This window comes from Acidovorax sp., assembly GCF_034519795.1.
GTDB lineage: Bacteria > Pseudomonadota > Gammaproteobacteria > Burkholderiales > Burkholderiaceae_C > Acidovorax.
In genome coordinates this window covers 373,037-385,683 of record NZ_JAXHOB010000007.1, presented here as the reverse complement: position 1 = coordinate 385,683, position 12,647 = coordinate 373,037, and the positions used below count along the sequence as shown (strand labels likewise).

The window sequence follows — 12,647 nt, the reverse complement described above, 5'->3', positions numbered from 1 at the left end:
GTGTAGTACTTAATGAATGCTCTTGCCTCCGCGGTAGTCCCTTGCGTTTGCTGCGGCCAGGCGCTGCGCGCCGGCCTGGAGGAATGGCACTGGGTGTGCCCCCTGTGCGGGTATGAAGCGGCGCAGCTGGCGCCCGCGATCAACGAGGCCCGATCCCACGAAAAAGTCGATGAAGCCCAACGCGACACCGGGCTGAAGGCCCTGCGCGAGGCCAACTTCCACCAGCTGCTGGACCGCATGGTCCGCCACATCACCCCGGTCGGCGCACGCTTGCTGGACGTGGGTGCCGCCCACGGCTGGTTCGTGAAGGCCGCTGCCGACCGCGGCTTCACTGTCCTGGGCCTGGAGCCGGACCACGCCGTCTGCGAGCAGGCGCAGCGCAGCGGTGTGCCGGTGCGCGAGGGCTTCTTTCCCGATGTGCTGGCTGCGCACGAGCAGTTCGATGCCATCGTCTTCAACGACGTGTTCGAGCACATCCCGCACTCCGATGCGCTGCTCGCGCAATGCATCGCGCGGCTGGCCCCGGGCGGGCTGCTGGTGCTGAACCTGCCCTCCAGCCGCGGGGTGTTCTACCGCGCCAGCAAGCTGCTGCACCGCTTCGGTGCCGGCGCCTTTTTCGACCGGCTGTGGCAAAAGGGCATGCCTTCGCCCCACCTGCATTACTTCCATGCGCGCAACCTCACCCAGCTGAGTGCGCGCCACGGCCTGACCCTGATCGACTCGGCCCACCTGGCAAGCGTCCACCTCGATGGCCTGTATGCCCGCATCGCCTATGTGAAGTCGGGCCTGCGCTGGCTGGCCCCGCTGATCTGGCTGGCCATCGTGGCGGCCTACCCCCTGGTGCGCTGGGGCGCCCCTAGCGACATCGACGTGGTGATCTTTCGCCGCAATGGCGGCTAGGCTGCCAGCCATCGGCACATTTGCACGTTTACCCCCTCCCCTCCTTCTCCCTGTCCCATGACCCTCGCGACCGACACCGCACGCACCCCCGTACTTGCCAGCAAGCTGCCCCAGGTGGGCACCACCATCTTCACCGTGATGTCGGCCCTGGCGGCCGAACACAACGCGGTGAACCTGGGCCAGGGCTTTCCGGACTTTGCCTGCGATCCGGCATTGGTCGATGCGGTCACTGCGGCCATGCAGGCCGGCCACAACCAGTACCCGCCCATGACCGGCGTGCCCGCATTGCGCGAGGCCGTCTCGGCCAAGATCGAGGCCCTGCATGGCCGCCGCTACGACCCGGCGAGCGAGATCACCATCACCGCTGGCGCCACGCAGGCCATCATCACCGCCATCCTGGCCGTCGTGCACCCGGGCGATGAGGTCATCGTGCTCGACCCCTGCTACGACAGCTACGTGCCCAACATCGAACTGGCCGGCGGCCGCGCGGTGCGCGTGCCGCTCACCCCCGGCACCTTCCGCCCCGATTTCGGCAAGATCAGCGCGGCCATCACGCCGCGCACGCGCGCCATCCTGATCAACACCCCACACAACCCCAGCGCCACCGTCTGGAGCGCCGAGGACATGCTGGCGCTGCAGGACCTGATGGCGCCCACCGACATCCTGCTGATCAGCGACGAGGTCTACGAGCACATGGTGTTCGACGGCGGCCAGCACCAGAGTGCAGCGCGCTTCGCGGGCCTGGCGGCGCGCGCCTTCATCGTCTCGAGCTTCGGCAAGACCTTCCACGTCACGGGCTGGAAGGTCGGCACCGTGGCCGCGCCCGCCGCGCTGACGGCCGAGTTCCGCAAGGTGCACCAGTTCAACGTGTTCACGGTGAACACCCCCGTGCAGTACGGCCTGGCCGCGTACCTCAAGGACCCTGCCCCCTACCTGCAGTTGCCCGCCTTCTACCAGGCCAAGCGCGACCTGTTCCGCGAAGGCCTGGCCGGCTCGCGCCTGAAACTGTTGCCCAGCACCGGCAGCTACTTCCAGTGCGTGGACATCTCGGCCGTGAGCGACCTGAACGAATCGGACTTCTGCCAGTGGCTCACGCGCGAGATCGGCGTGGCCGCCATCCCGCTGTCGGCCTTCTACGGCGATGGCTTCGACCAGCGCGTGGTGCGCTTTTGCTTCGCCAAGAAGGACGACACCCTGCGCGCAGCGCTGAAGCGGCTGCGCAGGCTGTGACCGGCGAGCCGCGTCAGCGGTAGCCCGCCACGTCCACCGGCTCGCCCGCCCGCTCCTCGGCCAGCATATGGCCCCAGGCATCGGGCTGGCTGCCATCGAGGTCCGTGAAGCCATAGACCCGTGCCAGTTGCCCGCTGGAGAGGGATTGCCCATTCCAGCGCCCCACCTCCCGGTCCTGCGCCAGCGACACCACCGCCCGGCCCACATAGGCCGGGCTCTCGGCCACCGCAAAGCCCGGCACCCGGGCTACGGCATCGCGCCAGGTGGCCTCGGTGACGCCAAAAGCCTCCAGCATGGCCTCGGAACGCATCCAGCCGGGCGACAGCGACACGGCGGAGGCGCCATGCGGGCCGAGTTCATGCCCCAGCGCAAAGCCCATGCGCAGCACCGCGGCCTTGGCGATGTCGTAGAAGAAGGAGTTGCGGTAGCGCGTGCCGTTGTATTCGGCCGTGCCGTCGTTGATCTCCACCACCAGGCCACCCGGCGCCTTGAGCAGCAAGGGGATAGCGAAGTGGCTGGTGATGGCATGCGTGTCCACCGCCAGGCGCAGCGTGCGCAGGCCGTAGTCGAGGTCGGACTCCCACACGGTCTTGTTCCACTCGATGTGGGTGGCGCCGAAAATGTCGTTCACCAGCAGGTGCAGCGCACCCTGCTCGCGCTCGATGCGCGCCACCAATGCGCCCACTTCGTCCTGCACCAGGTGGTCCACGCGCACGGCGATGCCCTTGCCGCCGGCCTGGTCCACCAGGGCCGCGGTTTCCTCGATGGTCTCCGGCCGGTCCATCTCGGAGCGCTGCGCGCCCGAGGAGCGGCCAGTCACGTAGACGGTGGCTCCGGCCGCGCCGAGTTGCACGGCAATGCCGCGGCCGGCGCCCCGGGTGGCGCCGGCCACCAGGGCGACTTTCCCTCGGAGGGAGGTGGGGTTCGGGTTCATGCGGTCCTTCCTTTTGTGTCCATGGACTGACACGGTAGCGATGCCCGGTGCTCAGGTCTTGGAAGAAAGCGAAACGCCGCGCTGCAGAAACTCGGTGGGCGACAGCCCGCACAACGCCCGGAACTCGTTGGCCAGGTGCGCCTGGTCGTAGAAGCCGCCATCGGCAGCCAGCGCGGCCCAAGGCGGCGCCGCTGGACCGCCGCGCAGTGCGCGCAGGCAGGCGTGCAAGCGCGCCAGCCGGCCCCAGGCCTTGGGCGACATGCCCACCTCGGCACGGAAGATCTGCTGCAGGCGCCGCTCGCCCATGCCGACGGCTTGGGCCACGTCTCGGGGCCGCATCCGGCCAGCGGAGGCCGCCAGCAATGCTGCGGCCTGCACGGCACGGGGACTGGCCGGCCGCGCACTCTGCGACAGACGCTGCTCCAGCGCCCTCCGCAGCACAGCCACACGGGCTTCATCGTCGGCTTGCGCAGCCATGCGCTCGCGCAGCGCGTGGAAAGACGGGCCCCACACGGCATCCAGCGCAACGGCCATGCCCTGCAGTTCCCCTGCCGGCACCCCGAGCAAGGCCGATGCGGCGCCCGGGCGCAGCGCCACCGAGATGCTGTGCATGCGGCTGCGGCGCCAGCGCAGCAGCACGGGCGCCACGGCGGCACCGATGGCCACGCTGCCCTGGGGCCCAGCTGCCGGGCCTGCCGGCGTGCCATCGCCCAGGTGGATCACCAGGCGCACTGCCCCATCGGGCAGCACGCGCTCGGCCACCTCGGCGCCATCGGCAAAGGTTTCGCGGTACAGCAGGATCTGCGAGACATGGGCACCCAATTGCGCGCCCACGGCAAAGGTGCGCAGCGTATCGGCGGGCACCGTGGTTTCAGGCCCGTACGAAAGGTCACCATCGAGGCGAAGAAAGAGGCGCTCGGTCATGGGGATACGGCAGATGGCACATCCTAATCCACGGCCATGCGGGCTGGCATACGCCGCGCCCGCGCGTGCCCCTACAGCAGCACGATGTCGTACTGTTCCTGCCCCATCGCGCTTTCGGACTGCAGCGAGATCGGCTTGCCGATGAAGTCCGACAGGCCCGCCAGGTGCTGGCTTTCCTCGTCGAGGAACAGCTCCACCACGCGTGCCGAGGCCACCACGCGGAACTCGCGCGGGTTGAACTGGCGTGCCTCGCGCAGGATCTCGCGCAGGATGTCGTAGCACACGCTGCGCGCGGTCTTCACGCTGCCCTTGCCCTGGCAGGCCTCGCAGGGCTCGCACAGCATGTGGGCCAGGGATTCGCGCGTGCGCTTGCGCGTCATCTCCACCAGGCCCAGCTGCGAGAAGCCGCCGGCCATGGTCTTGACGCGGTCACGCCCGAGCTGCTTCTTGAACTCGGAGAGCACGGCATCCTGGTGGCCGCCCTGCACCATGTCGATGAAGTCCACGATGATGATGCCGCCCAGGTTGCGCAGGCGCAGCTGGCGGGCGATGGCCTGGGCGGCCTCCAGGTTGGTCTTGAAGATGGTGTCGTCGAAATTGCGCGCACCCACGTAGCCGCCGGTGTTCACGTCGATGGTAGTGAGCGCCTCGGTCTGGTCGACGATGAGGTAGCCGCCCGATTTGAGGTCCACCCGCCGGCCCAGGGCCTTGGCCACCTCTTCGTCGATGGAGTACAGGTCGAAGATGGGCCGCTCGCCCTTGTAGTGCTGCAGCTTGGGTGCCGCGGCGGGCATGAATTCCTGCCCGAAGGCGCGCAGGCGCTGGAACTGCTCCAGCGAATCGAGACGGATGGTCTGCGTGTGGTCGCCCACCAGGTCGCGCAGCACGCGCTGCAGCAGATCGAGGTCCTGGTGCAGCAGCGACATGGGCGGCAGTCTGAGCGATGCGTCCTTGATGCGCGCCCAGGTCTTGCGCAGGTAGGCGATGTCCTCGGCCAGTTCGGCGTCGGTCGAATCCTCGCCATTGGTGCGCAGGATGAAGCCACCGCCACCGCCCGAGGCCTTGTCGCCCACCAGGGCATGCAGGCGGGCGCGCAGCGCATCGCGCTCGGCCGAGGGGATCTTCTGCGACACGCCCACATGGTCGTCCTGCGGCAAGAAGACCAGCAGGCGCCCGGCAATGCTGATCTGCGTGGACAGGCGCGCACCCTTGGTGCCGATGGGGTCCTTGATGACCTGCACCATCAGCGACTGGCCTTCGAACACCTGCTTTTCGATGGGCACCTGCGGCTCGCCCTTGCGCGCAAAGGCGGGCGGCTCGCCGTCAGGCTGGCGCTGCCAGACGTCGGCCACATGCAAAAAGGCCGCACGCTCCAGGCCGATGTCGATGAAGGCCGACTGCATGCCCGGCAGCACGCGCGAGACCTTGCCGAGGTAGACATTGCCCACCAGGCCCCGCTCCAGCGTGCGTTCGATGTGCAGCTCCTGCACGGCGCCGTGCTCCACGATGGCGACGCGTGTCTCCTGGGGCGACCAGTTGATGAGAATGTCTTGTTGCATGGTCGGTCCGCAGTTTATATTTGGTTTTTCATAGAGTAACGCACCACCCACATCGCACAAAACTGGCGCGGCAAGGGCCAGTGCCCCCGTGCAAGGGCCGCCCCGCCGCACTGGGGGCGTCTCCCTCCCAGATTGCGAAGCAATATGAGAGAGGGGGAAGGCGCGAAGCGACTCAGGGGGTGGCTCATTTCACACCGGGAACCCGGCGGCGCGCAACAGCTGCGCAGTCTCGTACATGGGCAGGCCCATGATGCCCGAATAGCTGCCGCTCAGTTGGGGAATGAAGGCGGCCGCGCGGCCCTGCACGCCATAGGCCCCGGCCTTGCCCAGGGGCTCGCCGGTGTTCACGTAGTCGTCGACCTGCTGCGGCGTGAGCGCCGCGAAGGTGACGCGCGAGACCGACAGCGCCGCCACGCGCCGCGCCCCCATCTGCAGCGCCACGGCCGTGAGCACCCGGTGCGTGCGGCCGGCCAGCTCGGTCAGCATGCGCGCGGCATGCGCGGCATCGTCGGGCTTGCCATAGATCGCGCGGCCCAGGGCCACCGTGGTGTCGGAGCACAGGATGGGCGCCTCGGGCAGGCCCCGGCGCGCGCGGCGCGCCATGGCCGCATCGAGCTTGAGCCCGGTCACGCGCTGCACGTAGGCCGTGGGCACCTCGCCAGGGTGGACTTCCTCGATGGCCTCGGCGTCCTCGCCCATGTCGCCGTCCACATTGGGCACGAGCAGTTCATGGCGCACGCCCAGTTGGTCAAGCAACTGGCGGCGGCGGGGGCTTTGGGAGGCGAGGTAGATGAAGTCCGGCATGGTGGGATCAAGGATAACCAAGAACGTGCAGTAGAACCGCGAATTCCTATCATCCCTTGCTACGCAATCGGTAGCAAATCACGCCCGGGGCATCATTCCCGATGGTAAGGATGGCCCGCATTCACGGACCAGGCACGGTACAGCTGCTCGATGAGCAGCACGCGCACCATGGCGTGCGGCAGGGTCAGGTCGGACAGGCGGATGCGCTCGTGCGCCGCCTGGCGAAAGGCCGGGTCGAGCCCGTCGGGCCCGCCGATGACCAGGGCCACGTCGTCGCCGCCCAGCTGCCAGCCCTTGAGCCGCTCGGCCAGGGCCTTGGTGGTGAGATTCGTGCCGCGCTCGTCGAGCGCGACCACGCGGGTGCCGCGCGGAATGGCGGCCTCGATGCGCTCACGCTCGGCAGCGTACAGCGTCTCCAGGGTCTTGGAGCCGCGCGGCTCGGTCTTCACCGCCTTGAGCTCGACCTTGATCTCGAACGGGAAGCGCTTGGCATAGTCGTCGTAGGCGGTCTGCGCCCAGTCGGGCACGCGCTGGCCCACGGCCACGATCAGCAGTTTCATGGCAATTCAGGCGCCGGGAGATTGTTGCGGGAGGCGGGCCGACGCCCTCCTCCATCGCCTCACTTGCGGCCGGGCGCCCTCTTGGCTGGGGCCTTGGCCGCTGGCCGTGCACCACCGCGCGAAGCGGGCTTGGCGGCCTCGGCATTGGCCTTGCTGCGCGGCACCGATGGCTTGACCACGATGGTCTTGATCGGGGCCTTGGTAGCTGCGGGCTTCTTGGCTGCAGGCGCCTTTGCCGGTGCGGCCTTGGCGGCAGCGCCGGACTTTGCGGGTGCGCGGCTCGGTGCCTTGGCGGGGGCCTTGGCTGCTGGCTTGGCAGCCGCGGGCGCGGGCCTGCCTGCCGACTTGGCGGCGGGGCGGGCAGTGGACTTGGCAGGTGCTGCCGCCTTCTTGGCCGCGGGGCGCGCCGAGGTACCGCTCTTGGCGGCCGACTTGGCATCGGACTTTGCTGCCTTCTGGGCCGACTTCTTCTCGGCCAGCTCGGTGGCGGCCGACGATACCGGCTTGGCAGCGCCGAGTTTCAGGCGCACGGGGATCTCGCCCCACAGCTCTTCCAGGCGGTAGTACTGGCGGATGGCAGGCTGCATGATGTGCGCCACGGCGGCGCCGCAATCCACGATGATCCATTCGCCGTTGTCTTCGCCTTCGATGCGCGGCTTGGAAAAGCCGGCTTCCTTCACCGCATCGCGCACGCTGGCGGCCAGCGCCTTGGTCTGGCGGTTGGAGGTACCCGATGCCACGATGACCCGTTCAAACAGCGGCGAGAGATGCTCGGTGTTGAAGACCTGGATGTCTTGCGCCTTGACGTCTTCCAGGCCATCGACGATGGCGCGCTGGAGTTTGGTGACGTCTTTTTTGGCGGCGGTTTCCGATTTGGTGGATGTGGTCATCAGGCGGTGATTTATGAGGAATGGAATCAATATAGCGCGCAACGGGGCGTGCAGCCAGTGGGCTGGGCCTTGGGTGTTGCGCGGTGGCGCTCAGGCGGTAAAGGGCGTTGGAGCCCTTCGCTGCTGGCGCCAAAAGCGCGGGCAGCTATTGAAATTATAGCTTTTTTGCCGAAGGGGCCGGTTTCAGACGGTGTCCGCAAGCCAGTCGCGCCGCACCAGAAAGCGCTCTGCCAGTGCGGCCTCGGCCGAATCGGCGCCTTCCTGGCGCTGGTACGACCACGACACCAAGGGCGGCATGGACAGCAGGATGGACTCGGTGCGCCCGCCCGATTGCAGGCCAAAATGCGTGCCCCGGTCCCATACCAGATTGAACTCCACATAGCGGCCACGGCGGTAGAGCTGGAATTCGCGCTCGCGCTCGCCATGCGGCATGCCCTGGCGCTTCTCGACGATGGGCAAGTAGGCGCCCAGGAAGGCATCGCCCACCGATTGCGTCATGGCCAGGCTCTGCTCGAAGCCCAGCTCGGAGAAGTCGTCGAAGAACACACCGCCCACGCCGCGCTGTTCATTGCGGTGCTTGAGGAAGAAGTATTCATCGCACCACTGCTTGAAGCGGGGGTACTTGTCGTCCCCAAAAGGCGCCAGCGCATCGCGGCAGCTGCGGTGAAAGTGCACCGCATCGTCCTCGAAGCCGTAGTATGGCGTGAGGTCCATTCCGCCACCGAACCAGCAGGTGGGCGCCTGCCCGGGGTGGCCCGCGGCGATCATGCGCACGTTCATGTGCACCGTGGGCACATAGGGGTTCTTCGGGTGGAACACCAGCGACACGCCCATGGCCTCGAACGGCGCACCCGCCAGCTCGGGCCGGTGCTGGGTGGCCGATGGCGGCAGCAGCGGCCCGCGCACGTGCGAGAAACCGCAACCCGCGCGCTCGAACACGCGCCCGCCTTCGAGGATGCGCGTCACGCCATCGCCCTGCAGCGCCTCGCCAGGCGCCTTGCGCCAGGCATCGGCCAGGAAGCGGGCCCCGCCCTCGCCTTCCACCGCCTCCAGCGCATCGGTGATGCGCAGTTGCAGCCCCTGCAGGTAGCTGCGCACCCGCGCCACCGTGTCGGCGGCGTTCAGCGAATGGCCTGAGGACATCAGGCCTTGACGGCGCGAAAGCCAATGTCGCGGCGGTACTGGGCGCCGTCGAACTGGATGCCCCGCGCCACATCGTAGGCGCGCTGCTGCGCCTGCTTGACGCTGTCGGCCAGCACCGTCACGCACAGCACGCGGCCGCCCGTTACGCTGACCACGCCGTCCTTGAGGGCCGTGCCCGCATGGAAGGCCACGGCATCGTCCGCATCGGCCGGCAGGCCGGTGATGGTGTCGCCCTTGCGCGGGTTCTCGGGGTAGCCGTGGGCGGCCATCACCACGCCCAGTGCGGTGCGGCGGTCCCACTGCAGTTCGATCTGGTCGAGCTTGCCGTCCACGCCGGCGGCCAGCACATCGGCCAGATCGCTTTTCAGGCGCATCAGGATGGGCTGGGTCTCGGGGTCACCCATGCGGCAGTTGAACTCGAGCGTCTTGGGCTGGCCCTTGGCGTCGATCATCAGTCCGGCATAGAGGAAACCGGTGTAGGGAATGCCATCCTTTTCCATGCCGCGGATGGAGGGCAGGATGATCTCGCGCATGGCACGGGCGTGCACGTCGGCCGTGACCACGGGCGCGGGCGAATACGCGCCCATGCCGCCGGTGTTGGGGCCTTCGTCGCCGTCCTTCAGGCGCTTGTGGTCCTGGCTGGTGGCCAGGGCCAGCACGTTCTTGCCGTCGCACAGCACGATGAAGGAGGCTTCCTCGCCCTCCAGGAACGCCTCGATCACCACGCGCGGCTCGGCCTTCCCATCTGCCCCCTCGTTGTGGGTCACGCCGTACTTGTTGTCCACCAGCATGAAATCGACGGCATCGTGCGCCTCTTTCAGCGTCATGGCCACGACCACGCCCTTGCCGGCCGCCAGGCCGTCGGCCTTGATGACGATGGGCGCGCCCAGGCGGTCCACGAAGGCATGGGCCGCCACCGGGTCGGTGAAGGTGTCGTAGTCCGCCGTGGGAATGCCATGGCGGCGCATGAAGGCCTTGGAGAAGGCCTTGGAGCTTTCGAGTTGCGCGGCCGCCTGCGTGGGGCCGAACACGCGCAGGCCGTGCGCGCGGAATTCATCGACCACGCCAGCGGCCAGCGGTGCCTCGGGGCCCACCACCGTGAGGCCGATCTTCTCGGCCTGCGCCCAGATGCGCAGCTCGCGCACGTCGGTGATGGCCACGTTCTCCAGCTTGGAGTTGAGGGCCGTGCCGCCGTTGCCGGGCGCCACGTACACCTTGGTGACCTTGGGAGACTGGCTGAGCTTCCAGGCCATTGCGTGTTCACGGCCGCCGCCACCAATTACAAGAACCTTCATACCAGCCTATTAGAACCTGTCTGCGCGGGGTGCCGGGCACCGTTACAGAGACAGTGTTGTGAATTCAATCGTGGCCGCGTTTCAGAGCGCGGCGTTGTGGTAGATCTCCTGGGCATCGTCCAGGTCTTCGAGCACATCGAGCAATTTTTGCATCCGCACGGCGTCCTCGCCTTCCAGCCCGATGGTGTTTTCGGCGCGCATGGTGACCTCGGACACCTCGGGCGTCAGCCCGGCGGCTTCCAGGGCGTTCTTCACGGCCTCGAAGTCGGCCGGTGCGGTCAGCACCTCGATGGCGCCGTCCTCGTCGGTCAGCACGTCCTCGGCGCCGGCTTCCAGAGCCACCTCCATGACCTTGTCCTCGTCGGTACCCGGCGCAAAGATCAGCTGGCCGCAGTGCTTGAACTGGAACACCACCGAACCCTCGGTGCCCATGCTGCCGCCGTGCTTGCTGAAGGCGTGGCGCACCTCGGCCACCGTGCGCACACGGTTGTCGGTCATGGTGTCGATCATGATGGCCACGCCGCCGATGCCATAGCCTTCGTAGCGGATTTCCTCGTAGGTCAGGCCTTCGGCATTGCCGGTGGCCTTGTCGATGTTGTATTTGATGCGGTCGGCCGGCATGTTGGCCGCCTTGGCCTTGTCCACCGCCAGGCGCAGGCGGGGGTTGGCAGACAGATCCCCGCCGCCCGAACGGGCCGCCACGGTGATTTCGCGAATGATGCGGGTCCAGATCTTGCCGCGTTTTTCATCCTGCCGCCCCTTGCGGTGCTGGATATTCGCCCATTTACTGTGTCCTGCCACGGGAAGTCCTTTTGTACTGATTTAATCTACTGTGCGCGATTTTACTTTTGCCGAACCCGCATCCCCGAGGAAACCCGAAATGGCCGAACCACTCCTGATAGCCAAGCACGACACCACCGAATGCCACCTGCTCCCGAGCCTGGCCAACCGCCACGGGCTGATCACCGGCGCCACCGGCACCGGCAAGACGGTGACGCTGCAGACGCTGGCCGAGAATTTCTCGCGCATCGGCGTGCCGGTGTTCATGGCCGACGTCAAGGGCGACCTCACCGGGGCCAGCCAGCCCGGCAAGATCGGCGAGAAGCTGGCCGCCGTCCTCAAGGAGCGGGGGCTGGACCTGCCCGCCCCCCTGGCCTGCCCCACCACGCTGTGGGACGTGTTCGGCGAGCAGGGCCACCCGGTGCGCGCCACGGTGTCGGACATGGGCCCGCTGCTGCTGGGGCGCATGCTCAACCTCAATGAGACGCAACTCGGGGTGCTCAACCTCGTATTCAAGATCGCCGACGACAACGGCATGCTGCTGCTGGACCTCAAGGACCTGCGCGCCATGCTGCAGTATGTGGGCGACAACAGCAAGGAATTCACGACCGAATACGGCAACGTGAGCGCGGCCAGCGTGGGTGCCATCCAGCGCGGGTTGCTGCAGATCGAGCAGCAGGGCGGCACGCAGTTCTTCGGCGAGCCCATGCTCGACATCCAGGACTTCATGCAGACCGTCGATGGGCATGGCGTGGTCAACATCCTGGCGGCCGACAAGCTCATGAATTCGCCGCGCCTGTACGCCACCTTCCTGTTGTGGATGCTGTCCGAGCTGTTCGAGCAGTTGCCGGAGATCGGCGACCCCGAGCAGCCCAAGCTGGTGTTCTTCTTCGACGAGGCCCACCTGCTGTTCAACGAAGCGCCCAAGGTGCTGGTCGAGCGCATCGAGCTGGTGGTGCGCCTGGTGCGCTCCAAGGGCGTGGGCGTGTATTTCGTGACGCAGAACCCCCTCGATATCCCCGACAGCGTGCTGGCCCAATTGGGCAACCGCGTGCAGCATGCGCTGCGCGCCTTCACCCCGCGCGACCAGAAGGCCGTGAAGGCCACGGCCACCACCATGCGGCAAAAGCCGGGCCTCGATATCGAGACCGCCATCACCGAACTGGCCGTGGGCGAGGCGCTGATCAGTTTTCTCGACGCCAAGGGCCGCCCCAGCGTGACCGAGCGCGTCTTTGTGCTGCCCCCGGGCAGCCAGCTCGGCCCCATCACGCCGCAGCAGCGCCAGGCACTGATGGGCAGCTCGCTGGTGGCCGGGGTGTACGAAAAGGTGGTGGACCGCGAATCGGCCTACGAAAAGCTCAAGGGCCGCACTGCCGACGCCACGGCACAGGCACCTGCCGGCAAGGGCAGTGGAGGCGTGGCAACACCCGCTGAGGAAGGCGGCGGACTGCTGGGCGGCCTGAACGACGTGCTGTTCGGCTCCACCGGCCCGCGCGGCGGCAAGCGCGACGGCCTGGCGCAGACCATGGCCAAGTCGGCCGTGCGCACCATGGGCACCACGCTGGGCAGGGAAATCCTGCGTGGCGTGCTGGGCAGCGTCTTCGGTGGAAGGAAAAGGTAACCCCCTG

General features: G+C 67.6%; 12 protein-coding genes. 3 read left to right on the top strand and 9 right to left on the bottom strand.

The window, feature by feature from the left end; all coding sequences use genetic code 11:
* Positions 1–12: 12 nt before the first annotated feature.
* Both U5N23_RS08065 and U5N23_RS08060 read left to right on the top strand, forming a co-directional pair.
* Positions 13–900, top strand: coding sequence for a class I SAM-dependent methyltransferase (locus U5N23_RS08065; protein WP_322592284.1), 888 nt, complete (start codon positions 13–15; stop codon positions 898–900).
* A gap of 57 nt (positions 901–957) precedes the next feature.
* A complete protein-coding gene (locus U5N23_RS08060) occupies positions 958–2,130 on the top strand; it encodes a pyridoxal phosphate-dependent aminotransferase (protein WP_322592283.1) in 1,173 nt (390 codons plus the stop codon).
* 13 nt (positions 2,131–2,143) lie between these two features.
* Here the strand turns inward: U5N23_RS08060 and U5N23_RS08055 are convergent, their stop codons facing one another.
* The 9 genes from U5N23_RS08055 to U5N23_RS08015 form a co-directional block, all read right to left on the bottom strand.
* Positions 2,144–3,064: an SDR family oxidoreductase gene (locus U5N23_RS08055; RefSeq protein WP_322592282.1), complete on the bottom strand. Its 921-nt coding sequence runs from the start codon at positions 3,062–3,064 to the stop codon at positions 2,144–2,146.
* A 51-nt stretch (positions 3,065–3,115) separates the two neighbouring features.
* Positions 3,116–3,988, bottom strand: a complete 873-nt coding sequence (locus U5N23_RS08050; protein ID WP_322592281.1) for a helix-turn-helix domain-containing protein — start codon at positions 3,986–3,988, stop codon at positions 3,116–3,118.
* A gap of 71 nt (positions 3,989–4,059) precedes the next feature.
* The gene (gene rng, locus U5N23_RS08045) at positions 4,060–5,547 is read right to left on the bottom strand and encodes a ribonuclease G (protein ID WP_322592280.1); all 1,488 of its coding nucleotides are present in this window, start codon (positions 5,545–5,547) and stop codon (positions 4,060–4,062) included.
* 189 nt (positions 5,548–5,736) lie between these two features.
* Entirely contained in the window at positions 5,737–6,351 is a 615-nt protein-coding gene (locus tag U5N23_RS08040; RefSeq protein WP_322592279.1) for a Maf family protein, read from the bottom strand.
* 92 nt (positions 6,352–6,443) lie between these two features.
* Positions 6,444–6,911 carry a 23S rRNA (pseudouridine(1915)-N(3))-methyltransferase RlmH gene (gene rlmH / locus U5N23_RS08035; RefSeq protein WP_322592278.1) on the bottom strand — a complete coding sequence of 156 codons (468 nt, stop codon included), beginning with the start codon at positions 6,909–6,911 and terminating at the stop codon, positions 6,444–6,446.
* 59 nt (positions 6,912–6,970) lie between these two features.
* A complete protein-coding gene (gene rsfS, locus U5N23_RS08030; protein WP_322592277.1) occupies positions 6,971–7,801 on the bottom strand; it encodes a ribosome silencing factor in 831 nt (276 codons plus the stop codon).
* Positions 7,802–7,984: 183 nt separating this feature from the next.
* Positions 7,985–8,944: an oxygen-dependent coproporphyrinogen oxidase gene (gene hemF / locus U5N23_RS08025; protein WP_322592276.1), complete on the bottom strand. Its 960-nt coding sequence runs from the start codon at positions 8,942–8,944 to the stop codon at positions 7,985–7,987.
* Positions 8,944–10,239: a phosphoribosylamine--glycine ligase gene (purD, locus tag U5N23_RS08020; protein WP_322592275.1), complete on the bottom strand. Its 1,296-nt coding sequence runs from the start codon at positions 10,237–10,239 to the stop codon at positions 8,944–8,946. The genes hemF and purD overlap by 1 nt, the downstream gene beginning before the upstream one ends.
* An 81-nt stretch (positions 10,240–10,320) precedes the next feature.
* Complete coding sequence (locus U5N23_RS08015) at positions 10,321–11,040, bottom strand: YebC/PmpR family DNA-binding transcriptional regulator (RefSeq protein WP_322592274.1); 720 nt, start codon at positions 11,038–11,040, stop codon at positions 10,321–10,323.
* Positions 11,041–11,119: 79 nt separating this feature from the next.
* Between U5N23_RS08015 and U5N23_RS08010 the strand changes: the two genes are divergently transcribed.
* On the top strand, positions 11,120–12,640 hold the full coding sequence (locus U5N23_RS08010) for a DUF853 domain-containing protein (RefSeq protein ID WP_322592273.1): 1,521 nt from the start codon (positions 11,120–11,122) through the stop codon (positions 12,638–12,640).
* The last annotated feature ends 7 nt before the right edge of the window (positions 12,641–12,647 follow it).